The organism is Streptomyces sp. MP131-18 (genome assembly GCF_001984575.1).
GTDB classification, from domain to species: domain Bacteria; phylum Actinomycetota; class Actinomycetes; order Streptomycetales; family Streptomycetaceae; genus Streptomyces; species Streptomyces johnsoniae.
Window position 1 is genome coordinate 368,996 of the sequence record NZ_LZNS01000001.1, and the last position, 23,268, is coordinate 392,263.

The 23,268-nt window shown below is 73.2% G+C and carries 15 protein-coding genes; 5 read left to right on the plus strand and 10 right to left on the minus strand.

The window, feature by feature from the left end; all coding sequences use genetic code 11:
- The first annotated feature begins 61 nt into the window (after nt 1-61).
- Both STBA_RS01775 and STBA_RS01780 read left to right on the plus strand, forming a co-directional pair.
- The gene (locus STBA_RS01775; protein ID WP_077057545.1) at nt 62-793 is read left to right on the plus strand and encodes a GntR family transcriptional regulator; all 732 of its coding nucleotides are present in this window, start codon (nt 62-64) and stop codon (nt 791-793) included.
- A gap of 6 nt (nt 794-799) precedes the next feature.
- Nucleotides 800-2,737 carry a beta-L-arabinofuranosidase domain-containing protein gene (locus STBA_RS01780; RefSeq protein WP_077057546.1) on the plus strand — a complete coding sequence of 646 codons (1,938 nt, stop codon included), beginning with the start codon at nt 800-802 and terminating at the stop codon, nt 2,735-2,737.
- Here STBA_RS01780 and STBA_RS01785 read toward each other — a convergent pair.
- From STBA_RS01785 to STBA_RS01815, 7 genes are all read right to left on the minus strand, one after another.
- Entirely contained in the window at nt 2,727-4,997 is a 2,271-nt protein-coding gene (locus STBA_RS01785; protein ID WP_079251648.1) for an Ig-like domain-containing protein, read from the minus strand. The genes STBA_RS01780 and STBA_RS01785 overlap by 11 nt on opposite strands.
- A gap of 31 nt (nt 4,998-5,028) precedes the next feature.
- A complete protein-coding gene (locus STBA_RS01790; RefSeq protein WP_077057547.1) occupies nt 5,029-7,473 on the minus strand; it encodes a glycoside hydrolase family 95 protein in 2,445 nt (814 codons plus the stop codon).
- A gap of 74 nt (nt 7,474-7,547) precedes the next feature.
- On the minus strand, nt 7,548-8,744 hold the full coding sequence (locus STBA_RS01795; protein ID WP_077057548.1) for a hypothetical protein: 1,197 nt from the start codon (nt 8,742-8,744) through the stop codon (nt 7,548-7,550).
- Complete coding sequence (locus STBA_RS01800) at nt 8,741-9,649, minus strand: CoA transferase (RefSeq protein ID WP_077057549.1); 909 nt, start codon at nt 9,647-9,649, stop codon at nt 8,741-8,743. Before STBA_RS01800 ends, STBA_RS01795 begins: the two co-directional genes overlap by 4 nt.
- 218 nt (nt 9,650-9,867) lie before the next feature.
- Complete coding sequence (locus STBA_RS01805; protein WP_107484959.1) at nt 9,868-11,730, minus strand: right-handed parallel beta-helix repeat-containing protein; 1,863 nt, start codon at nt 11,728-11,730, stop codon at nt 9,868-9,870.
- Between the two features lie 77 nt (nt 11,731-11,807).
- Entirely contained in the window at nt 11,808-12,575 is a 768-nt protein-coding gene (locus STBA_RS01810; protein WP_253194485.1) for a ribonuclease activity regulator RraA, read from the minus strand.
- Nucleotides 12,576-12,641: 66 nt separating this feature from the next.
- Nucleotides 12,642-14,615 carry a hypothetical protein gene (locus STBA_RS01815; protein WP_077057551.1) on the minus strand — a complete coding sequence of 658 codons (1,974 nt, stop codon included), beginning with the start codon at nt 14,613-14,615 and terminating at the stop codon, nt 12,642-12,644.
- Between the two features lie 164 nt (nt 14,616-14,779).
- Between STBA_RS01815 and STBA_RS01820 the strand changes: the two genes are divergently transcribed.
- Together STBA_RS01820 and STBA_RS01825 are read left to right on the plus strand one after the other, a co-directional pair.
- Nucleotides 14,780-15,997, plus strand: coding sequence for an FCD domain-containing protein (locus tag STBA_RS01820; protein ID WP_079251649.1), 1,218 nt, complete (start codon nt 14,780-14,782; stop codon nt 15,995-15,997).
- A gap of 2 nt (nt 15,998-15,999) precedes the next feature.
- Nucleotides 16,000-17,424 (plus strand): glycoside hydrolase family 28 protein, encoded by a 1,425-nt coding sequence (locus STBA_RS01825; protein ID WP_077057552.1) that lies wholly within the window; start codon nt 16,000-16,002, stop codon nt 17,422-17,424.
- Between the two features lie 37 nt (nt 17,425-17,461).
- On the opposite strand, the gene STBA_RS01830 is transcribed toward STBA_RS01825, so the two are convergent.
- Together STBA_RS01830 and STBA_RS01835 are read right to left on the minus strand one after the other, a co-directional pair.
- On the minus strand, nt 17,462-18,676 hold the full coding sequence (locus tag STBA_RS01830) for a hypothetical protein (RefSeq protein ID WP_077057553.1): 1,215 nt from the start codon (nt 18,674-18,676) through the stop codon (nt 17,462-17,464).
- Between the two features lie 88 nt (nt 18,677-18,764).
- The gene (locus tag STBA_RS01835) at nt 18,765-20,225 is read right to left on the minus strand and encodes a pectinesterase family protein (RefSeq protein WP_077057554.1); all 1,461 of its coding nucleotides are present in this window, start codon (nt 20,223-20,225) and stop codon (nt 18,765-18,767) included.
- 194 nt (nt 20,226-20,419) lie between these two features.
- Between STBA_RS01835 and STBA_RS39410 the strand changes: the two genes are divergently transcribed.
- The gene (locus STBA_RS39410) at nt 20,420-22,342 is read left to right on the plus strand and encodes a GDSL-type esterase/lipase family protein (protein ID WP_077057555.1); all 1,923 of its coding nucleotides are present in this window, start codon (nt 20,420-20,422) and stop codon (nt 22,340-22,342) included.
- 28 nt (nt 22,343-22,370) lie between these two features.
- Here the strand turns inward: STBA_RS39410 and STBA_RS01845 are convergent, their stop codons facing one another.
- Entirely contained in the window at nt 22,371-23,201 is an 831-nt protein-coding gene (locus STBA_RS01845; protein WP_077057556.1) for an alpha/beta hydrolase, read from the minus strand.
- Nucleotides 23,202-23,268 lie beyond the last annotated feature (67 nt).

The window sequence follows — 23,268 nt, forward strand, 5'->3', positions numbered from 1 at the left end:
CCAGCCGGAGGGGCCGGGCCGAGTGCCCGGACACCCAGTCGTGGAGCGCCAGGGAGGCGGCATGATCTCACCGAGAACGACATCGGCCCAGCAGGGGTCGGCGTCGTCGTCCGCGGCGCCCGCCGCGGAGAGCCTTGAGAACCACGCGCGCCGGGCCCTGGTGGAGTGGCTGACGAAGGAGAGGCCCGCCCCTGGCCAGCCCGTGCCGGTGCGCGAGTTCGCCCGGCGGCTCGGCATGAGCCGCACCCCCGTCCGCAGCGCGGTGGGGCGCCTGTACGAGCGGGGCCTGCTGGCGTACGACGCCACCGCCGGCTTCACCGTGGCGATCCCCTCGCTCTCCAGCCTCTACGAGCTCTTCGAGCTGAGGCTGATGCTGGAGTCGCACAGCCTGCGCCTTTTCGCGGAGCGCACCGACCGGGAGCCGCCCGCGCGCCTGCGCCAACTGGTGGACGAGGCCGGGGAGCTGGCCCGGCTGTCGCTGCGCGACCCGGAGCGGTACATCGAGTTCCGGGAGAACGACAGCGCCTTCCACCGCTCCCTGGTCGAGCTGGGCGGCCTGCCCATGATGCTGGACCTCCACGACGACCTGCACCTGAGCATCCACGTCACGCGCACCGGTCTTGAAGCCCCCATCACCGCCTCCCGCCTGAACGCCGCCGTCTCCGAGCACCGCGCGATCGTGGACGCATTGGAGAGCGGTGACCGGCTCGGGGCCAGGGAGCTGCTGGAGAGCCACATCCTCCGCGTGCGCGACCAGACCATCGCCTTCCTCGCCCGACCCAGGATGGAGTGAAAGCTCATGGAAGGACCCGCTCTCCCCTCCCCCACCGCCCGCACGGCCCACCGGCCGCCGAGTCCGTCCCACGTCCGGCTGACCGGCGGCCCCTGGCTGCGGTGGCAGCGGGTCAACCGCGAGGTGAGCCTGCCGCTGGCGCTCGAGTGGCTGGAGAAGGCCGGCAACCTGCGCAACCTGCGGATCGCCGCGGGAGAGGCGGAGGGCGGGTACCGCGGGCCGGTGTACATGGACTCGGACGTCCACAAGATCCTCGAATCGGCGGCCTGGGAGCTGGGGCACGGCCCCGATGCCGCGCTGTCGGACTTCGTCGGGCGCACGGCGGGTCTGCTGGAACGGGCGCAGGAGGAGGACGGTTACCTCGACTCCCACTACCAGGTGGCCGAGCCGGACCGGCGCTGGTCCCGGCTGGTGGACAGCCACGAAATGTACTGCGCGGGGCACCTGATGCAGGCGGCGGTGGCCGCGCACCGCGCCGCGGTGGACGCGGACGGGCGGCTGCTCACGGTGGCCCGGCGCTTCGCCGACCATCTCGCCGACGTCTTCCTCCCCGGCCCAGGCCCCGGGCTCGACGGCCACCCGGAGGTGGAGACCGCGCTGGTGGAGCTGTACCGGGTGACGGGCGAACGGCGGTACCTGGAGCTGGCCTCCGCGTTCGTCGAGCGCCGCGGCCACGGCCTGGTCGGCCGGCACAAGCACGGCTCGGCGCACCGGCAGGACCACCTACCGGTGCGCGAGGCACCGACGCTGACCGGGCACGCCGTGCGCGGCCTCTACCTGGAGGCGGGGATCGTCGACGTCGCGGTGGAGACGGGCGACTCGGCGCTGCTGGCGGCCTCCGCCGCCCGCTGGGCCGACATGGCGGCCACGAAGACGGCGCTGACCGGCGGGCTCGGCTCGCGGCAGGTGGGCGAGGTCTTCGGGGAGCGGTACGAGCTCCCGCCGGACCTGGCCTACAACGAGACCTGCGCGTCGGCCGCGAGCGTCCAGTGGAGCTGGCGGCTGCTGCTGGCCACCGGGGATGCCCGGTACGCCGACCTGATCGAGCGGACGGTGTTCAATGCCTTCGGCGCGGCCCGTTCCGCCGACGGCCGGCGCTACTACAAGGGCAATCCGCTGCAACGCCGGGCGGACCACGCGGAGGCGGTCGGCGATCCGCGCTGGCGGGACGAGTGGTTCTTCTCGGCCTGCTGCCCGCCGGCCGTCACGCGCCTGGCCGGCTCCCTCGAGCACTACGCGGTGACGGTCTCGGAGGACGCCGGGTGCCCCACCCTCCACCTCCAGCAGTTCGCGCCCCTGACCCTGTCCTGCCCGCTCGCGGGCGGCGGGCTCGGGCTGCGCGTGGAGACCGGGTACCCGTGGGACGGCGCCGTCACGGTCACCGTCACCGAGGCGCCCCCGCAGCCGTGGGCGCTCGCCCTGCGGATACCCCCGTGGAGCGCGCGGACCTCTCTCGAGGTGAACGGCGAGCGCTGTCCCGCCGAACGTGACGAGCGGGGCTACGCCGTGCTGCGCCGCGTCTGGCGCCCCGGCGACACGGTCACGCTGCGGCTGGACATGGCGCCCCGGCTGACCGTGCCGCACCCGCGGGTGGATGCCGTCCGCGGCTGCGCGGCGGTCGAACGCGGGCCGCTGGTCTACTGCTTCGAGCAGGTCGACCAGGAGGCGGGCACCGACGTCGACGACCTGGCGCTGCCGCCCGGCGTCACGTTCCAGGAGGTCGAGCGCGAGGACCTCGACGGGGTCGGCCGCACCGTGGTGCTGCGGGCCGAGGCGGTGGCCGTCGCGGGCGAGCACGAGGCGGGTCTGCCGTACCGCAGGCACGGCGGGCCGCGGGCCGCCGACCGCCGGCGGCCCGCGGCCGTCACCGCGGTGCCCTACTTCCAGTGGGACAACCGCGGCGACGGCGCGATGCGCGTGTGGATGCCGCTGCTCAGCGGTTGATCCGCACCTGGCTGAACCTGGCCGTGGTGTAGTTGGCGGTCAGGTTCGCCTCCTTGTTGGCGTCGACCACGAGTCCGGCATAGAGGTCGGGACCGATGGAGATCCGCTCGTAGCCCACGCGGGTCCACTGGAGCGAGTCGGGTGAGATCTCCGCGGTGAACTCGTCGCCGCGCAGGGTCACCCGCAGCCAGTAGGGCTGGTCCTCAAGGACCTCGCCCTCCTCCCAGGGGTAGGTGCCGACGCTCATCTCCTCGCCGGTCGAGGCGATGCGCTTGCAGATGCCGACCAGCCCGTCCGCCGAGACGGCGACGCCCATGAGGCAGAAGGCGGAGTCCTCGGTGAGGTTCTCCCGGATCATGATGCCGCCCAGCACGTCCGCGTAGACGGGGCTCACGGAGTCGACCCGGGCGATGATCTCCACCACCTCGTCGTCCGGGGCCTCGATCGGCTGGTAGACGAAGTGGAAGGAGTCCTTCCGCCCTTGGACGCGGCCGGAGCCGCGCACCGTGAACTCCCCGTCGACCAGCGCCGCCGCGCCCGGGATGGGCACGTCGCCGATGTCCACGGAGGTCCAGGGCCCCAGGTCGGTGACGCGGTTGACGTGCACCGGCACCCCGGTGGAGGTGGTGGCGGTGCCGGTGGTGTCGGTGACCAGGACCGTCAGGTAGTGCGTGCCCTCCGGCGCGTCCCGCCACGTCAGCCGGTACGGAGCGGCGGTGCTCTCGCCGAGCTTCTCGGCGCCGGCGTAGAACTCCACCCGGGCGATGTCCGCGCCCTCGTGCGCCGTCGCCTCGGCCTCGATCACCACATCGTGGCTGCCGGACTCGCTGGTGAGGACCGTGTGGCCCGCCGGGGCGGTGATCCCGGCGACCGGGTTGGGCGCGCCGGTGGGGGCGAGGGAGTTGAGATAGAGCTCCAGGTGGGTGTACCCGGTGGCCGGGTCGACCGCCGCCGCGTCGGCCGGGTCGTCCGGGTTCAGGCCGTGCGCCCGTTCCCAGACGTCGGGAATCCCGTCGTGGTCGCTGTCGGCGGGCGGGGTCGCCGACGCCAGGGTGACCAGTCCCCCCACCTCCGTCTGGGAGTTGATCATGCGGCCCGTTCCGGCGCGCACGTCCGCGATCAGCCGGGCGTCCATGGCGTCGCGGCGGGGCAGGATCGCCCCTGCGCCGTCGAGCACCGCCTCGTACGCCTCCTGCGGGGTCTGCCGTTCGATCTCGTCAGGGAAGGCGACGGGCTCGTCCAGCAGCGTGACGCCGCCGACGGGGATGTCCACGCCGCGCGCATTGTCCGCGGTGATGTCGGGATGCCCCTCGATGACGTTGCCTGCGACGTACCAGGAGCCGCCGCGCCCGGGGGCGACGAGGACGGGGGCGATCTCCGCGACGGTGTCGGGGCCCGGCTTGTAGTAGTTGTCGGCGATGTTGACGCCGACGGCCCACTCGCCGCCGTAGCAGGAGGTGTAGCCGTAGTTGTAGATGACGTTGTTCCGGTGGTCGGCCCGCAGGTCCACGTCCTCGACGAAGCTGAAGCGGGGGTTGCGTCCGCCGTTGTGGATCAGCAGGTTGTGATGGAACGTCACGTTGTCGCCGCCCCACAGCCCGCCGTAGCCGTGCCGGCCCTTCTCGTGCGCGGACATCGTGAGTCCCTCGGCGACGATGCACCACTGCACCGTGACGTTCCGGTTCCCGTAGGTGGAACAGGTCTCGTCCACGCCCCAGCTGAAGGAGCAGTGGTCGATGATGACGTCCCGGCGCCCCTCCATCTTGAAGGTGTCGATGGGGGTGCCGAGGACGTCGGTGCCGCGGAAGCGCAGGTAGCGCAGGATGACGTTGTCCGCCTTGATCTCCGTCTCGTTGCCGGCGACGCAGATGCCGTCGCCGGGGGCGGTCTGCCCGGCGATGGTGAGGTTCGATCCGGTGATGTCCAGGCCGCCCGCCAGGTGGATCGTCCCGGAGACCCGGAAGACCACGGTGCGGTCGCCCGCGGAGACCGCGTCGCGCAGCGAGCCAGGGCCGGAGTCGGCGAGGGTGGTCACCTCGTACACCGAGCCCCCGCGGCCGCCGGTGGCATGCCGGCCGCCGCCCTGGGCGCCGGGGAACGCGGGCACGTCCGCGGGGGCGGCGACCGCCTCCCCGCGCGGCGCGGCGGCGCGGGCCACGCCGCCGAACGCGGCGGAGCCCACCAGGGTGCCGGCCGCGGTCACGAAGGCGCGCCGCCCGAATCCCGTGTGCCGGGCGGCTCTTCCGTTGATGTCGGTCACGTTCGCTACTCCTTGGTCGGTGGGGAACGGCCTACGCGGGGCGGAGCACGTACGTGCTCCCCCGCCGGGTACCGAAGGCGACCACGTGCTCCTCCGGCCGGTCGGGCTCGGCACCCGTGACATCCACGCGGTGCGGCGTGCGGACGCGGACGGGATTGCCCAGCAGGGAGCGCACGACGGCCCGCGTCACGCCGGACGGGCCCCACTCCAGGTCGATCTCGAAGCCGCCGCGCGCCATCAGCCCGCGGAAGGAGCCGGCGGGCCAGGCGTCGGGGAGCGCGGGGAGCAGCTCCACCTCGCCCGCGTGGCTCTGCAACAGCATCTCGGTGATCCCCGAGACCCCGCCGAAGTTGCCGTCGATCTGGAACGGCGGGTGGAGGTCGAAGAGGTTGGGCGCGGTGCGGGCCGGGGTGAGCAGCTCGCCGAGCCGTTCGTAGGCACGCACGGGGTCGAGCAGCCGCGCCCACATGTTGATCTTCCAGGCGAGCGACCACCCCGTTCCGGCGGCGCCGCGCAGCTCCAGGGTCTTCACGGCGGCGGCGGCCAGCTCGGGCGTGCCCCTGGGGGTGATCTGCGCGCTGGGGAACAGCCCGTACAGGTGGGACACGTGCCGGTTCTGGGCGAGCGCCGCCTCTTCCCAGTCCACCAGCCACTCCTGGAGCTGGCCGAGGTAGCCGATCTGCATCGGCGCCAGCCGGTCGCGGACCTCGCCGACCCGCTCGGCGAAACCGTGGTCCCGGTCGAGCACGTCGGTGGCCTGCCGGAAGGCGTCGAAGAGATCACGCAGCAGTTGCATGTCCATGGTCGGTCCGGCACAGACGCTGACGCTCTCGCCCTCGTCCTGGTGGTGGGTGACCTCGGGCGAATGCGAGGGGTTGGTGACCAGCCAGCCCGTGCCCGCGTCCTCGACGAGGGTGTCGAGGAAGAACTGCACCGCGCCTTTCATCACCGGGTAGTTGCGGCTCAGGGCCCCGGTGTCCCCGGTGAAGAGGTAGTGGTCCCACAGCATCAGGCTGACCCAGGCGCCGCCGGTGGGCCACAGGCCGTAATGGGCGTGGTCCACGGGCGCGGTGCCGCGCCAGCCGTCCGTGTTGTGGTGGAGCACCCAGCCGGAGGCGTCGTAGAGCGCCTTGGCGGTGCGCGCGCCGGACTCGGCCAGCTCGTGGATCATGTCCACGGCGGGGTCCCAGCACTCGGCGAGGTTCGCGGGCCCGGCCGGCCAGTAGTTCATCTCGAAGTTGATGTTGACGGTGTACTTGGACTCCCAGGACGGGTTCATGCTGTCGTTCCACAGGCCCTGGAGGTTGGCCGGCTGGCCCGGGGCGCGGGAGCAGGAGGCCAGCAGGTAGCGGCCGTACTGGAAGTACAGCGCGGCGAACTGCGGGTCGCCGCCGTCCGCGAAGAGCCCGATCCGCTCGTCCGTGGGCAGGTGCACGCGGTCCGAGGTGCCCAGATCGATGCCGACGCGGGTGAACAGCCTGCGGTAGTCGGCCACATGGCGCTCCCGCAGCCGGGCGTACGGCGTTCCGGCGGCCGGGATCAGGTGGCGGCGGGCGCGGGCGACCGGGTCGGCTCGTACGTCCAGGTAGTCGCGGTAGCTGGTGGCCAGGGAGATGACCAGGGTGACCGCGTCGGCGTCCCGTACGGTCAGGGCGCCCTGGGCGTCGGTGCTCGTCCGCCCGCCCTCGGTGACCGCGCGGGTGACGGCGCGGAAGCGCACCGAGCCGGGAGTCTCGAACCAGTCGCCGCTGACGCCGTCGAGCGCGATCGTGCGCTCGTCGACGGCCGAACCGGTGGCCCGCTGCGGGGTGGTGAACCGGGCCGTGAAGCCGATGGCGCCGGGGGCGTCCGCGGTCAGCCGCACGACGATGACCTGGTCGGGCGCGCTGGCGAAGACCTCCCGGGTGTGGCGCACCCCGCCGCGGGTGTAGCGGACGCGGGTGACGGCGGTCTCCAGGTCGAGTTCACGCTCGTAGCCGCTCACCTCGCCGGCCCCGGAGAGGGCGAGTTCGAGGTCGCCGAGCACCTGGTACGCCGCCTGCTCGGAGGGGGTGCCGAGGAAGTGGGAGTCGGCCAGCAGCTGCGCCTGGTACCACTTCTCCTCCACCACCAGGCGGCGGATCTCCTCCAGGTACTCCCCGGCGTCGGGCCGCGCGTAGTCGTGCGGGCCGCCGGCCCACAGGCTGTCCTCGTTGAGTTGCAGGCGTTCCGTGTCGGTGCCGCCGAAGACCATGGCACCGAGACGGCCGTTGCCGACGGGGAGCGCCTGCAACCACTCCGCGGCCGGGGCGACGTACCACAGTCGCATGGGGTTGGGCCCGTGTCCGCCGGCACCGGACGCTTCCCCGTGCGCTCCCCCGGGGGTTTCGGCGTTCGAGGCGTGCTCCGCGGCACCGGCGGCTCGGGTGGACAGGGCGGTGGCCGCCGCGCCGGCTCCGGCGGTGGCCAGTACATGGCGTCGGGACAACTCAGGCATGGCTCGGCTCCAGTTGCGTCTCGGGGGCGGCGGGGACGGCGGGGGTCCGGAATTCGGCCGGGCGGAGTCCGTGGTCATCGGCGTCTCTCCGCACGGTGGCGGGCGTCGAGCTCGTCCAGCAGCGCCCGGTGCGGCCGGCCCTCGGCCAGCCCGTCGCGCAGCAGCCTCGCGGCGGCCTGCTGGAACGCGGGGTAGCCGGGCCAGCGCGGGCGCACCCAGGCGTGCTCGACGGTGGCGAGCGTGGAGCGGTAGAAGCCGCCCCACTGATCGTTGGTCCAGCGGTCGGTCCAGGCCGACCGGGCGGCGGGCTGTCCGCCGGTGACCGGGAACAGCTCGCGCTGCACCGGGTCGGCGAGCAGTCGACGCAGGTGGTCGCGGACCGCGGAGCGCGCGGCGGCGTCGCCCGTCCGCCGGCGGGAGACCGCGAGCCCGGCACCGCCGAGCACGCTGCCCGGTCGCCCGCCGGGCAGCCAGGCGGGCGGTGCGGAGAAGGCCACGGGATAGGGGCCCGAGCGCGTGTAGGTGACGTAGCCGTGCACCAGCGGACAGTAGGCCGGTCCCTGGCCGGCGGCCATCGTCCGCAGCACGGCGACCGGGTCGGCGGAACGCAGTCCCGGCGGGGTGCGGGCGGCGAGCCGGGCCATCGTCTCCAGCGCGGCGAGCCCGTGTTCGCGCGGGAAGAGCGCGTCGTCGTCGCCGTCAGTGGCGGGCTCCCCGCGCTGGGCCAGGCAGAGCGAGCAGAAGGTGAGGAAGGCGTGCGGCCCGCCCAGGCAGAGCGTGACCGGCACTTCGTTCGGCAGCGCGCACACCTGTCCCCAGGTGCGGGGCAGGTCCCGTTCCCCCATCAGGTCCGGACGGACGGCGGCGACCTGGGCGGTGGCGTCCAGCGGCAGCGCCCAGGTGCGGTCGTCCAGGACGTAGCTGTCGAAGCTGGCGCCGACGCTGCGTTCGCGCCAGGACGCCAGCTCGGTGGGGCCGAAGAGCACCTCCATCGCCACCAGGCAGCCGGCCTCGACCGCGCCGCCGAGCCCGGAGTGGTCGACGACGAGGATGTCGTAGTCGGCGGCCAGTGCGGCGATCGGCGTCGACTCGAATCCCGACAGCGGCTGCCGGTCCCAGCGCAGCGGGCGGCCGACCGTCTCGCAGCCCGTCGGCACCGAGGCATCGATCCGGCTCAGCTCCTCCAGCGGGCCGTAGCCGCGCGGGTGGTCCCAGGTGAGGCCGCGCAGTTCGCCGGCCGCCGTGAGCGGTGCGATCACCGGAACGGTCATGACGCCTCCCCCCGGACGCCGAGGGAGTCCTCGGCGAGCAGCGGCCACACCCGGTGCCCGGGGCCGCCCGGCCCGGCGCGGGAGCCGTCGTGCCGGGTCCTGGAGGCGGTGCCGTTCCCGGAGTCCGGGGCGGCGGGCCCGGCCTCGACACCGTGCTTCGCGAACAGGTCCAGCCACTCCGCGGTGGTGCGGCGCGGCAGCCGCAGCCGGACCAGCGCGGTGATCTCGTCCCGGCAGTTGTGGCCTCCTGTGCCCCGGCCGCCCAGCTCCGGCAGACCGAGGGCGTCACCGAGGGATTCGAGCGGCGGCATGGCCAGGGCGAGGTGGCCGTCCTTGGTCGCGAACACCCGGTAGGGGGCGCGGCCCCGGGTACGGCCGGGCGGCTCGGGCGTTCGCGCCGGGCGCCCGGCTGTCACCGAGACGAGCCGGCCCTCTCCGGTGCGCTCCCGGTGCAGCAGGGCCGCCAGCGTCCCCTCCAGGGCGGAGTCGGCGGTCAGGGCGTCGTCAGCCCGCGGTCCGGCGGGGCCCTGGCCGGAGACCGAGACATACACGATGCCGGGGTTGGCCCGGCGGATCGTCGGGTAGTCCACGCCGAGCCGTTCGGCCACTCCCGGCAGGTAGTCCTGGAGGAGAACGTCCGCGTCGCGGGCCAGGGCGAGCACCACCGACCGCCCCCGGGCGGTGGCGAGGTTCACGGTGAGGGAGAGCTTGCCGCGGGCGGGAAGGGTGATGGCCGCGGTGCTCCCGGCGGCCCGCGCCCGGCCGTCCCCCGCGTCGTCCGGCCGCTCCGGCCGCTGCTCCACCGTGACCACGTCGGCGCCGAGGTCGCCCAGGCGCGCCGCCGGGGGCGGCCCCGCCCCGGTGACCGACAGGTCGACCACCCGGTAGCCGTCCAGAATTCCCATGGTGCTTCCTCCGTTGTCCCGTTGTCCCGTTGTCCCGTTGTCCGTCGTCCGGTGTCCCGTCGTCCCGGAGGTGCTGTGCCGGCGGCTCCGCCCGGGGCGCTCGGGGCGCCGGGCACGCCGTCCGCGGATCGCGCGTGTGGTGGATCGCCCGCCGCGGACGGCCCGGCGGCGGGCCGCCCGCGGTGCTTCGGGGCCGGTCCGGCCCGTTCAGCCGGCTGTCAGGAGGTCTCCTCCGGCACCGGGTAGGGGAAGGAGTCCTGGACGCCGATCCGGTCGTACTCCATCCGCGACGTGTCGAAGCCGTCCTGCCAGTTGGCGTTCTCCACGGTGTTGCACTGGTAGCTCTGGTACTTGTCGTCGGTGACCTCGCCGACCTCGATGTCGGTGAAGCTGAATCCGCAGCCGCCGGCGTCCATGTGCACGCCCCGGGTGCCGCTGTCGGGCATCGAATCGTCCGGGATGACGTCGCCGATGACGACCTGCCGCACGTGATTGTCGATCGGGTGCGGCTCGGCGTTGTCGACGCCGTAGGTGTAGAAGGCGCCCATGTCGCCGCTGTCCAGCCCGACTTCCTCGATGCGCAGGTACTCGAAGACGTTGTCGCGGGCGTAGTTGTCCTCCGCCGCGACCTCGGGGCGCACTTCGAGGCTCACCCCGTAGCGGGCGCTGTGCTCGATGTGGCTGTAACTGACCTCGTTACGGCCGGTGTTCATCAGCTCCACGCCCGCGGCGTCGCCGGGCACCAGCTCCCCGTAGTGCGTGATGTAGTTGTTGGTGAAGAGGTGGCCGTAGGAGGTGTCGCCCTCGCCCGGGTAGGGGCCCTCGACCTTGATGCCGTCCGCGCCGATGTTCTCCAGCAGGCTGCCCTGGACGGTCAGCCCCTCGTTGGCGAAGAGGGCGTAGACGGCGTGGTAGCCCGTGTCGGAGATGCGCATGTTCGACAGGGTGATGTCGCGGCTGTTGGTCACCGTCACCGCGCCGAAGCGGTTGCGGGGCATCTCGATCTGCCGGTCGTACTCCGGATACTCGTGCCGGTAACCCGAGTCGCCCGCGCTGATCCAGCCGAAGCGGTACCAGTCGACGAAGTCGCTGTACTGAAGGGCGAGACCGTCGAACGTGATGTTCTCGACCCGCTCCTCCGGGCTGCTGCCCGCCACTTCGATGAGGGTGTCCGCGACCGGCGCCATGATCTCGACGTCCTCGATGTTGCCGCGCGGCTTGTAGTAGAGCTGGCCCTCGTCGTAGTCGAGGTAGTACTCGCCGGCCTGGTCGAGGAAGTCCAGGGAGTTCTGAAGGAAGTACCGTGATCCGCTCCGGCTGTTGATCAGCGCGTAGCGGGTCCAGTACTCCATGGTGATCTGGTTGTCCTCCCAGGTGGGGTTCTGGATCGGCACGGTGTCGGTGAACCAGCTCCAGCTGCCGCCCGACCAGATGAACACCTCGGCGTCGTCGAGGTCCCAGCTCGGGTCCCAGTCACCGGGGTTGGAGTACAGCCACTGGCGCACTCCTTCCTTCTCCGGCTCCTTCAGCACGGAGAACAGGTACGGCGCCCACTCCTCGTCCGAGGCGCGGTTGGGGTAGCGGGCGGTGGTGGCCCGCCGGCCGTCCTCGAAAAGCGTGTGGAACGGGTTGTCGGTGCCGACGTCGGCGCGGTAGATGCCGTCCTGGTACTCCTCCCAGTCGGTGACCCGCTCGGCGCCGACGACGCGCGCCTCGCCGGGGCCGTCGTAGCTGCGGTAGATCACCTCGTGGCCGCGCGTTCCCGAGTCGTTCTCGTCGAACTCCAGGGCCTGGTCCACCTGGTAGTCACCGGCCCGGAGGTTCACCACGATGTCGCAGCGCATCCGCCGGGTCAGGCCCTCCTCGCGCAGGTGGTCGCGGGCGTGCTCGATCGTCTGCCAGGCGTCGTCCTTGTCGCCCTCCGCGCGGTCGCTGCCGTCCGGGGAGACGAAGAACTGCCGGGGCTCGCACCCATCGGCGGCGGTGACGGCGTCCCCGGGCAGTGCGGCGCCGGCGACCAGCAGCAGGGTGCTCGCCGCCAGTACCGGAAGGCTCCGGTTCGGTCTACGGGTTCTGAGCAAAACGGGATCTCCTTGCGTGTCGGAACGTCGGCTTCTCCGGTTCCGGGAAATGGGGGTTCGGAGGTGGGGCGGGGTCGTCAGGCGGAGTTCCGGTCGCGCCAGCGCTCGTACTCGGCACGGGTCTCTGCGGTCAGCGGGTAGTAGTCGGCGAGTGCTCCTCCCTCCTCGATCCGGGCGCGGCTGAAGCGCTCCCACTCCTCGTGTTCGCGGGCGGCGGCGACCACCGCCTCGGCGCGCCGCCGCGGCACCACCACGGCTCCGTCGTCGTCGGCCACCACCAGGTCGCCGGGGAGCACGAGGACGCCGCCGCAGGCGATCGGCACGTCGTAGGCCCAGGGGAAGAGCTCCGCCTGCGAGGCGTAGTGCGGGGTGGCGCCGGTCGACCAGATGGGGAGGCCGGTCTGGCGCACCCGGGGGAGGTCGCGGATGCAGCCGTCGACGACGATCCCGGCGCCGCCCTTGCGCTGGAAGTAGCGCACGAGCATGTCGCCGAAGCAGCCGGTGTGCGTGCTGCCGTATGCCTGGACCATGAGCACGTCACCGGGCTCGACGGCTTCGAGCACCGCCCACAGGGCGGTGTGCCGTTCGACGTACTCGTGGCCGAGGCCCGAGGCGACGTCCTCGCGCTGCGGCATGAACTGGAGGGTGCGGACGCGGCCGACGACCGCCTGCCCGGCCGTCAGCGGGCGGGGCCCGGAGACGAACGTGCGCCGGATGCCCTGGGCGTGGAGCTTGGCGCACGCGGTGGCCGACGAGATGCCGGACAGCTCGCGCAGGAGTTCTGGGGCGGCGGTGCCTGGTGTGGCGCCGCGCACGGGCAAGTCCCACACGGGGTGGTCCTCCACTGACGCTCTCCTCATCGTTCCGCTGGTTCTGGTCGTGTCGGGTGCTCGGGTGGTGGCACGCCGGGGTCAGGGGGCGGGGCGGGCCGGCCGGTGGTGGGCCGCCGGGTAGGCGCGCGGGGTCAGGCGGAGTTCGAGGCGGACCCGGCGGCCGGGTGGCAGCTCCACCTCGAGCCGGGGGCCGCCGACGGGCAGTTCGCGGGTACCGGCGGCGGTTTCCGGCGCGGTGTACGCGCGCGGGTCGCCGGGGTAGCCGGGCCCGGCGGCGCCGGCGCGGAGGGTGTCGAGGCGGACCGTCTCGATGCGGTGCTCGCCGAACGACCCGGCGCGCACCACGACGCGGCGGGTGCCGGTGAGGCCGGTGTGGACGAGTTGCACGCAGGTGCGGTCGGGGCCGATGTCGTCGACCAGGGCGGCGATGTCGGCCGGGAGCCCCGGCCTGCCGCGCCGCGCGTCCTCGTAGGCCAGGCGCAGCGGCAGCAGCCCGCCGTTGTACAGCACCTGGGGGGTCCCGGTGGTCAGGTGCAGCAGGGCTTCGGTGAGCACGGGGTTGTGGCGTTGCCAGTGGTGGATGTCCAGGCTGCCCGGGGTGGTGGTGTCGGCGGCGATCAGCGCCATGCGCCGTTCCACCTGGGCGAGGGCGACGCCGAGGACGGCCGTCGGGTAGTCCGGGTTCTCGCCGCGCAGGTAGGCGAGCCAGGGGGCCTCGTGCCCCGCCTCCTCCTTGTTGCGGAAGCCGCGCACCGTGCGCCAGTCGTAACCGCCGGCCGCGCGCAGCCGCTCGATGCGCTCCGCGTCCTCGGCCGCCGCTCCGGCGTGCCACAGCCACACGGGCAGGGCGAGCTGGGGCGGCTGGTAGTCGAACCAGCCGCCGTCGGCGTACCGGTTGGGCACCAGCAGGGTGGGGCGGGCCGCGTCCTCGCCGAGTTCGGCGTGCCACCGGTCGCTGATGCTCATCTCGGTGTCCGTGACGGCGCCGGTCACCGCCTGCCGGGCCACGAGGTCGAGCGGGCCGCGGCCGATGTCGAGCCCGTCGGTGCGGCCGGTCAGCAGCACGCTGTTGACCGCGGCGATCACGGCGGCGTTGCCGACGCTGTAGAGGCCGTGGGGCCAGGTCCAGCCGTAGTTGCCGCCGTACCAGCGGCCGCCGTGCAGTTCCCCCACGCGGCCGGAGGGGCCCACGTTGTCCGGCAGGACACCACCGCACTCCTCGGCGCGCCGGCGCCAGGCGGCGACGTAGCCGAGCGCCCAGTCGCGGTAGCGGTCGTCGTGGCCGTACAGCCAGGCGTTGGTGGCCAGGCTGGTGGCGGCGAGGTTGACGACGGCGTCACCGCGGCCGATCCGCTCCCGCATGGCGGCGCCCATGCGGGCGGCGTTCGCCGGATCGGCCAGGTCCGCCCACGAGGAGATGCCCGGCAGGTCGCGCAGCGGCAGTCCGTACGGCCGCATCGAGGCCAGGCCGGTGCCGTAGGAGGCCCACTCCTCGTTGATCCCGTAACGGGGGCCGCCTGCGCCGTTGTGCGGGGCGCGGATCACGGCCGCTTCCGGGTCGTAGTTCCCCGTCGGTGAGGACGGCAGGTACAGCTCGGCGAAGCGGTGGGCGCGCGCCTCGAAGTGCTCGTCACCCGGGTCGGCGGCGCAGATGCCGTAGAACAGCAGCATCGACTCCCCGAGGTGGAACCAGTCGTAGCCACGCTCGAACTCGTCGACGACGTAGCCGCGTTCGGTCAGCTGGGCGGTGACGCCCAGCCAGTGGTGCTTGGCGGCGTCGAGAAGGTCGTCGGCGCCGCCGAGCTGGTAGAGGGTCGGCCAGTTGAAGAACGCCTCGTAGAAGTCGTCGGCCCCGTCACGGCTGGCCGAGGGCCCCTCGTAGCGCAGGCTGCCGTCGGGCGCGCAGTAGCGGCCGGCGAAGGCGCGCCAGGCTTCGTCGAGCGCGTCGAAGAGCCTGCGCTGGAGCACGGCCCACAGGGGCGGCACACCGACGGGAACGGAGGCGGTGACGCGCGGCGGAGCCGCCTCCGCATCTCCCGGCCCATGGCTCATGGCTGCCTCCTCGACTTGGGCGATCATGGTTTAGTGGGTCAATAATCGAGCAACGATAATTTGATAGATTCACGTCAATCGCCCGTCAAGGCGCAGGACGGAACTGAAAAATTGATGACGGCGACATTGCCGCCCCCGCCGAGCGAGTCATAAATTTCTGCATCATGGAGACACCAGAGCCCGTGACCGATCCCCGTTTGCCGAGGTTTCCGCAGCTGAGCGAGGAGGACCGCGCGACCCTGCGCGAGTGGTCCTCGCGACCGCCCGAGGCACTGCGCATGCGCAGCCGCATGGTGCTGGCCTGTGCCGAGGGGCTGACGAACGCCGAGATCGCCAGGCGCCTCCAGGTCAGCCCCGCGACGGTGGCCAAGTGGCGGGAGCGCTACCTGAGCCGGGGAGTGGCCGGGCTCGGCGACGCCCCCCGGTCGGGGCGCCCGCGCAGCGGCAGCCGGCAGGACGCGGAGAGCCGTATCGCCGACGTGCTCGAACAGACCCGGCGCGGCGACCCCGTTCCCTCCACCCGCGCGCTCTCCCGGGCGCTCGGCCTGTCCCAGTCCACGGTCGCCCGGATCTGGCAGGAGCAGCAGCGCGAGCAGGAGGAGGCGCGGCCGTCGGCGGACGCCGCCCCCGCCGACGCCGCCCCCGCCGACGGCGGCGACACGGCCCTCGCCACGCCGCTGCCCAGGCAGTTGCTCTCCGACCACGTGTACGCGCTGCTGCGCGGCTGGATCGTCGGGGGCGAACTGCTGCCCGGCCAGCGGCTCGTCGAGTCGCACATCGCCCGCCGGGTCGGCACCAGCCAGGCGCCCGCCCGCGAGGCGATCAAGCGGCTCGCGCACGAGGGGCTCGTGATCTCCCAGTCGCACCGGGGCACGTACGTCGCACAGGTCTCCGAGCAGCAGGCGCAGGACGTCCGCGATATCCGGGTGATGTTCGAGGAGTACGCGGCGCGCAGGGCGAGCGGGCACCTGGACGGCGCACACCTGCGGCTGCTCACCGACGACGTGGAACGGCTGCGCCGGGCGGCCGAGGACGGCGACATCGGCGACTTCCGGGATGCCGACATGTCGTTCCACCGCCATGTCTGCGAAGCGGCGGGGAACTCGGCGCTGACCCGCCTCTGGCGCATGATCGAGTCCAGCATGTGGGGCCTGCACGTGCTGGGCAACCCCCGTTACACCGGCGACTGGCGGGCGATGGCCGAGTACCACGCCGAGCTGCTGGACGCCCTGCGGGCCGGCGACCCGGACACGGCGGGGCCGATGTTCGCGGCGCACGCCGCCGGCGAGGCGACCCGCTACCACCGGGAGCACCCCGCGCCCGCGCACCACCCGACCGGTGAACCCGGTCCCTTACCCTGTCCCCCGCACCGGGAGTCGTGACCATGAGCCGTCCCGCACGCAGAAAGGTCCTGCGGCTGGGCGCCGCGGCGGCCGCCACCGTTCCCCTGGCCGGCGCCGCAGGCGTCCGCGACGCGTACGGAGCCCCCGGAGTCACCGGGGCCACCACGTGCCCGCGCTTTCCCCGAGCCTGGTTCCCGATCACCGACTACGGCGCCGTCGGCGACGGCGCGAGTGACTGCACGGCCGCCATCCGGGCGGCGGTGCACGCCTGCCACGCCGCCGGCGGCGGGCACGTACTGGTCCCGCCCGGCGACTGGGCCACCGGCGCGATCCACCTGCGCAGCGGCGTCGACCTGCACGTCGCCGAGGGCGCGACGGTGCTCTTCGACACCGATCCGGCGGCCTACCTGCCCCTCGTTCTCACGCGCTGGCAGGGGGTCGAGGCGTGGAACTACTCCCCCCTGATCTATGCCTACCGGCAGCACGACATCGCCGTCACCGGCCGCGGCGTCCTCGACGCGCGGGGCGACATGGAGCACTGGTGGCCGTGGAAGGGGTCGGGCCAGTACGGCTGGGAGCCGGGCATGCCAAGCGAGCTGGCGGACTGGGGCGACCTGGAGCGGTGGGGGGCGGAGGGCGTCCCGGTGGCGGACCGGGTCTTCGGAGAAGGGCACTACCTGCGGCCCAGCTTCCTCCAGCCGCACTCCTGCCGGAACGTCCTCGTCGAGGGCGTCACCCTGCGCAACTCCCCCTTCTGGAACATCCATCCCGTCCTGAGCCGCGACGTCACCGTCCGGGACGTGCGGATCGAGTCGCAGGGCCCCAACAGCGACGGCTGCAACCCCGACTCGTGCCGGAACGTCACCATCCGCCGGGTCACCTTCGCCACCCATGACGACTGCATCGCCATCAAGTCCGGCCGCGACCAGGACGGCTGGCGGGTCGGCGTCCCGTCCCGCGACATCCTCGTCGAGGACTGCGTCTACCTCAGCGGCGGCGCCGCGGTGGCGATCGGCAGCGAGATGAGCGGCGGCGTCTCCGACGTGACCGCCCGCCGGCTGTACCTGCCACGCGACCCGGACCTCGAAGAGGACTCGGTGGGCTGGGTCCTCAACGTCAAGTCGACTCCCACCCGCGGCGGTTACGTGCGCGATGTCCGGGTGACGGACGTCGACGCGCCCGCCTGGACATACGTGCCGTTCGAGGTGACCTTCCAGTACGCGGGCGGTACCGGCGGCGAGCACTTCGCCGAGGTCTCGCGGCTCTCGGCGGCGCGCTGGTCCCTGGGCGGCCCCTGCGAGTACCCGGTGCGCGTCCGCGCCCGCCCGGCGGCTCCCGTGCGCGACGTGCGGCTGGTCGGCCTGACCTTCGACGACGCCGCGCAGGACATCCTCCTGGAGTCCGTCACCGGCCTCCGCATGCACGACGTCGTCGTCAACGGCGAACCCCGGGAAGGGCCGCTCTGACGCCCGGGCCGGCCGCCCGCTCGCCCGGGCGGCCGGGCTACGGAAGATGTCCGCAGGCCACGTCGAGGTCCCACAGGACGACGGAGAGGGCGAAGGGACTGATGGTGTGGTCCCCGTGGGTGGCGTCCTCCAGCAGTTCCCAGTGTCCATTACCGATCACCTCGACGCGGTGCCGTACCACCGGCTCGTATGCGCGGTGCCCGACGGCGTTGAAGCAGCACTCGTCGAAGCGGTTGAGGATCTGCAACTGCCGGCGGTGCTCTCCCACGGCGGCCAGGGCGTACAGGTCCATGAAGTCGGAGATGCCGTAGAACGCCGGGTGTCTGTCCCTGCGCTGCTCCCAGTCGCCGGTCGTGGGGCTCGGCTTGGGCGGCGCGGAGCGCAGGAAGAACGGCAGCGAGCCGGCGGCCGGATAGCTGCGCGTCACCCGGGGATCGAGGGCCGGGTAGACCGTGGCGGCCCAGCCGCCGCCCGACAGGCCGATCATCTGTACCGAGGACGGCCGGTACTCCCGCCGCACGTGATTCATCGCGACGGTCAGCGGCTCCAGGAAGAACCGCAGCGTCGAGAACCCCGGCGTCTCCCACGGCCCGAGGTCGTCGTGCGACTCCACGGTGACCGTTCGGGCCGGATCGTCGGGGTCCCGGAGTTCCTTGGGGTTCCAGTGGTAGAACGGCATGGCGAAGAGCAGCACCGCGTAGCCGGCGTCGAGCAGCGCCTGCGCGGTGCGCGTCATGGTGCCGGGCTCCTCGCCGTGGCCGTTGTGGTAGAACGCGAAGCGCGTGTGGTCGCTGTGGCGCGGCAGGAGCAGGAAGACGACCGACCGCAGCTCGAACGGCATGCGCACGGTGAGCCGGTCGACGCGGCGCACGCCTTCGAACGCCGGCAGTTCGGGGGCGGCGACGCCGCGCTCCACCGCAGGCAGCGACGTGGGCAGCAGGCCGTCGGCGGACTTCCAGACCTCCGCGACCAGGGCGGCTCTGAGGGTGCGCGCGTCCTCCTCGGTGTGCACCGTCATCAGCTCCTCGCAGTCGACGCCGACGGCCTCCTGCGGCAGCGCCTTGTAGTCGATGCCGTGGGCGGCGGCCACCTCCGCGTTGACGGGGGCCACCGGCCGCGGCGGGGGCGGCGCCGGAACGGGCCGGGACGCCGCGGCGTGCGCGGCGCCGGCCGCCGGTCCTGCGGCGGCCGCGGCGGTGGCCGCCGTCGTGCCGAGGGTGCCGATGAGCGCTCTGCGGGATACCGGGGACATGAGGCGATCTCCTGCCGTGGTCGTGGTCGCCGGGTTCGAGGGGGCGCGGGGTCCGGACGGCGGGTCCGGGCGACGGGGCGGGCGCCGGCTACGGCCGGCGCGGGTCCCAGCCGTCGAGCAGGGTCGCGGGGTCGCGCCATCGCTCGGCCTCGCCCGCGTCGAGCTGCTGCGAGCAGGGCAGCCGGTCGCCGACGTCCACCGGGGCGCCGGTCAGGTCCGTGCTGCCGTGCTCCCAGAAGCGCAGCCGGTCCGCCGTGGCACAGTCGGCGTCCGTGAGGGCCCAGCCCACGGGGGCGATGTGGGCGTCCATGGCCGAGTCGATGAAGACGACCTGGCTGCCGAGGAAACGGCTGTCGATGCGGCCGAGCAGCACCGACCCCTCGGGCACCGACGGGGCGCGGGTCAGCCGGGTGTCGACGAAAACGTTGCCGGGGCCGTCCGGGGCGTTGCGTATCTGGGTCACGTATCCGACGTCGAGGGAGCGCAGTTCGGAATCCTGGACGAACACGCCGCCGGTGCCCCAGACGAAGTCGACATCGCCCTCGACATAGCTGTCGGTCACGAAGGCCCGGCCCTGGAGCCGCAGGCTGTCCTGGTGGCTGAGCACGGCGACGCGCTCCAGCACGATGCGGTCCCCGTTGCCGCGGAACGCCTCGGCCTGGGAACCGCCGTCGGGCGTGAGGTTGTGCACGGTGAGGTCTTCCAGCCGGAAGTCGTCCGCGTCCACACCGAACGCCGCCCGCCAGCAGTTGAAGCGGTCGGGGTGCGGGAGCACGCGGCGCGGGCAGTAGCTCTGCCGGGCCGGCACGTCGGCCATGGCGGCGTCGCCGTTGAGCACGCTGTTGTTCGGATACCCGATCACGGTGCGGCCGGCGCCGCTGCCGCCGACCGTGAGGTGCGGCTTCGTCTGCGGCACGTAGACGATCTCGCGGTACATCCCGGGTGCCACGTCGATGCGGACGTCCTCGGTGTTGTCCTCGGGAACGAAGTCGACGGCACCCTGGACGGTGCAGAAGTCACCGCCGCCCGACTGGTCGACCGTCAGCTCCCGGGCGCCGGGCGCCGGCCCCTCCTGGGTACGGAACCGCCAGGTCTGCGGGTCCTCGATGCCCGCCCGGCCGCGGACGAAGCCCTCGTCCATGGTGACGTAGTACTCCTGGCCGGGGTCCAGGACGTAGTGCAGGTGGACCGAAACGGTCCGGCCGTCCACCACCACCGGCTCGTAGAACCAGCGGTGCACCTCGCCGTAGTCCGACAGCGCGCCACCGATGCTGCGCTGGTACGTGCCCGGGTCGGCGAGGTCGATGTTGTCGACCAGCGTCCCGTCGGCGTGGTGCACCTGCAACTGACCGCGGTCGCCCAGTTGTACGGGGCCGTCGAAGGTCAGCCGCAGGGCGGTGTCCACGCAGACGGGATCGGCGAGCCCGCGCGGCTGGAGGTCCGGCGCGGGACGGGCCGCGGGGGTGTCGGCGGCGGCCTGCTGGGAGACGGCCGGCACGAGGACCGTGAGCACCCCGGCGAGTGCCACGAGTGGGCGGAACAGGCGCATGGGACGGGCTCCTTACGCCGACGCGCCGCGGAGCGACGACTCGGCAGACCGGAAGAGCGCTGCTACTCTTCCCTTGGCATGCATCTGGCATACCAGCTTGATGGAAGCACAGCGGCACCACGCTGAACACCCCCCTTGAGGCCACTTTCGGGACCGCCCGCACCGAACGCCTGTCTCCCCCGAGGAGTGTGCGCATGACCGTTCCCCCGCAGGCCGGTACGCCGGTCCCCGTCGTGCTCTGCGGCATCCGCGGCTACGGCGGCCACCACCGCGCGAACCTGCGGCGGCTCGTCGGCGAAGGCCGGGTGCGCGTCGTCGGCGTCTGCGACCCGGCGGCGCCCGCCGACGGCGAGCTGGACGGCCTCGGCGAGCCCGCGTGGTCCGCCGACCTTGCCACCCTGCTGAGCGAACGGCGCCCCGCGATCACGGTCGTCTCCACGCCGATCCACACGCACCTGGACCTCGCGCTCACCGCCCTGCGGTCCGGCTCCCACCTGCTCCTGGAGAAGCCGCCCACCCCCTCGCTCGCCGGTTTCCTGGAGCTGGCGGGCGCGCTGCGGGCGACAGGGCTGGCATGCCAGGTGGGCTTCCAGTCCTTCGGCTCCCGCGCCCTGGCCGCCGTACGGGAGCTGGTGGCGGACGAGGCCATCGGCCGACCGCACGGCATCGGCGCCGCGGGGGCCTGGGTGCGCGACGCCCGGTACTACGTCCGCACGCCGTGGGCCGGGCGCCGCCGTCTCGGCACGGGCTCAGGCGCGGCGGACACGGTCGACGTGGTGGACGGCGTGCTGACCAACCCGCTGGCGCACGCCGTGGCCACCGCCCTGCGGATCGACGGCGGCGACCGCGCCGAGGACGTCGCCGCGGTGGAGCTCGAGCTCTTCCGGGCCCACGACATCGAGGCCGACGACACTTCCTGCCTGCGGCTGACGACCACGCGCGGGACGATCGTCACCGTCGCCGCCACCCTGTGCGCCGAACGGAACGCCGCACCGTACGTCGTCGTGCACGGCGAACGGGGCCGCATCGTCCTGTGGTACACCGAGGACCGGGTCCTCCTGGAGCGCGCGGGCCACGGGCCGGAGGAGCGCGTTCATCCCCGCACCGACCTGCTGGACGATCTGATCGCGCATCTGCGGGACGGCGGCGGGCTGTTGAGCCCGCTGGAACGCAGCGGCGCCTTCACCCGCGTCGTCGAGGCGGTCCGCACGGCCCCCGACCCGGCGCGCCTGCCGCCGGGGGCCTGGCACGCGAAGACGGACGGGGCGGCGCCGCGCCGCGTGATTCCGGGCGTCGGGGCGCTGGTGGACGCGAGCGCCGCGTCCCTCTCCCTCTTCTCGGAGCTCGGCGCCCCCTGGGCCGTCCGGCGCACCCGGGTTCCGCCGCGGCGCCGCGGCCGGGGCGGGCGGGCGGCACGCCGCACCCTCCACCTCGCCGGCGACTCCACCGCGGCCGGGAAACCGGCCTCGGCCGCCCCGATGACCGGCTGGGGCGTGGCACTTCCCCGGTTCCTCGCCCAGGACCTGGCCGTGGCGAACCACGCCGCCGACGGCCGCAGTTCGCGCAGTTTCCTGCTGGAGCGCCGGCTCGACCCGATACTGCGGGCCCTGCTCCCCGGCGATCTGCTGCTGGTCCAGTTCGGCCACAACGACCAGAAGACGGAGGACGCCTCGCGGCTGACCGACCCGTTCGGCACCTACCGGCACTGCCTGCTGCGCTACGTGCGGGCCGCGTGCGACCGGGGCGCGCGTCCTGTGCTCCTCACCCCGGTGGAACGCCGCCGCTTCGACGCGGCGGGCCGCGCCGTGGCCACCCACGGCGACTACCCGGGAGTGGTGCGCGAACTGGCGGCGGCGGAGGGCGTCCCGCTGCTGGACCTCCAGGCCGAGACCCTCGCGCTGTGGCAGCGGCTCGGACCGGAAGGGAGCAAGGACGCCTTTCTGTGGCTCTCCCCCGGCGAGCACCCCAACCACCCGCGCGGCGCCCGGGACGACACCCACTTCCGGCCGCACGGCGCCGCCGAGGTGGCGCGCCTGGTCGCGCGCGGTCTGTGTGCCGCAGGGCTGCTCGCGCCCGAGGACCTGCGCGGCACGGCGGACCTGCCGCCTCTTCCGTGACGGCGAGTGACCGGTGCCGCGGTCCCGTTCAGTCCGGCCGCGCGGCGTGGCGGGCGGTGAAGGCCAGCAGCCGTGCGGCGGTCCGCGGCGGGTCCTCCAGAATGGGCGAATGTCCGACACCGGGCAGCCACTCGACTGTCGCGCCGGGAACGGCGCGGTAGTCGGCGGCGGACGAGGGTCGCCATCTGCGGTCCTGGTCGCCGAAGATCACGTGCAGCGGCTTGCCCACGGCCGTCAGCCGGTCCGGAAGCGCCTGCTGCTCCAGGTAGGCGGTGGCCGCCCGCATGGTCGCGGTGAACGAGTGGTGGGTCATGCCGCGCACCTCGTCCACGAGTTCCTGCGGGACCTGGTAGCCCTCGCGGCTGAAACCGGTCCTCGCGAACTGGCGTATCTGCTCGTCGGTCGGCGGCCACTGCGAGGGGCCGCCGGCGGCGGACTCCGGTGCGATGAAGGCGTTCAGGCTGGGGCCGGTGTTGATGAGCGCGAGCGCGGTCACCAGATCGGGTCGTTGCTCGGCGAGGGCGGTGGCGACCATACCGCCGCTGGAATGGCCGACCGCTACGGCGCGCTCGACGCCGAGCCGGTCCAGTGCCACGCCCGCCCGGCGGCCCTGCTCGGGGACCTCGTAGCGGCCATCGTCCGGTTTGGCCGACCGGCCGAACCCGAGCAGGTCGATCCGGATGACGCGGTGGGACTCGGTCAGCAGCGGAACCAGCGGTTCCCACGAGCGGACCGACGCGGCGGACCCGTGGATGAGCAGAAGCGCGGGGGCGTCGCGGGAGCCGTCCCGGCATACGTGGATGTCGCCGTCGTCCAGGTGCAGGATCGAGCTTCGGGATTCCCCGTCATGAGTAGACATGAGCCCACGGTCGCCGCCGGTGGGGGCCGGTGGCTTGGAGAAATGTTCCGTCGGTCGGCCCGCGTAG

Coding starts and splice junctions, on each gene's coding strand:
- STBA_RS01775 (WP_077057545.1), top strand. CDS start 62: ATGATCTCACCGAGAACGACATCGGCCCAGCAGGGGTCGGCGTCGTCG.
- STBA_RS01780 (WP_077057546.1), top strand. CDS start 800: ATGGAAGGACCCGCTCTCCCCTCCCCCACCGCCCGCACGGCCCACCGG.
- STBA_RS01790 (WP_077057547.1), bottom strand. CDS start 7,473: ATGCCTGAGTTGTCCCGACGCCATGTACTGGCCACCGCCGGAGCCGGC.
- STBA_RS01795 (WP_077057548.1), bottom strand. CDS start 8,744: ATGACCGTTCCGGTGATCGCACCGCTCACGGCGGCCGGCGAACTGCGC.
- STBA_RS01800 (WP_077057549.1), bottom strand. CDS start 9,649: ATGGGAATTCTGGACGGCTACCGGGTGGTCGACCTGTCGGTCACCGGG.
- STBA_RS01815 (WP_077057551.1), bottom strand. CDS start 14,615: ATGAGCCATGGGCCGGGAGATGCGGAGGCGGCTCCGCCGCGCGTCACC.
- STBA_RS01820 (WP_079251649.1), top strand. CDS start 14,780: ATGGAGACACCAGAGCCCGTGACCGATCCCCGTTTGCCGAGGTTTCCG.
- STBA_RS01825 (WP_077057552.1), top strand. CDS start 16,000: ATGAGCCGTCCCGCACGCAGAAAGGTCCTGCGGCTGGGCGCCGCGGCG.
- STBA_RS01830 (WP_077057553.1), bottom strand. CDS start 18,676: ATGTCCCCGGTATCCCGCAGAGCGCTCATCGGCACCCTCGGCACGACG.
- STBA_RS01835 (WP_077057554.1), bottom strand. CDS start 20,225: ATGCGCCTGTTCCGCCCACTCGTGGCACTCGCCGGGGTGCTCACGGTC.
- STBA_RS39410 (WP_077057555.1), top strand. CDS start 20,420: ATGACCGTTCCCCCGCAGGCCGGTACGCCGGTCCCCGTCGTGCTCTGC.
- STBA_RS01845 (WP_077057556.1), bottom strand. CDS start 23,201: ATGTCTACTCATGACGGGGAATCCCGAAGCTCGATCCTGCACCTGGAC.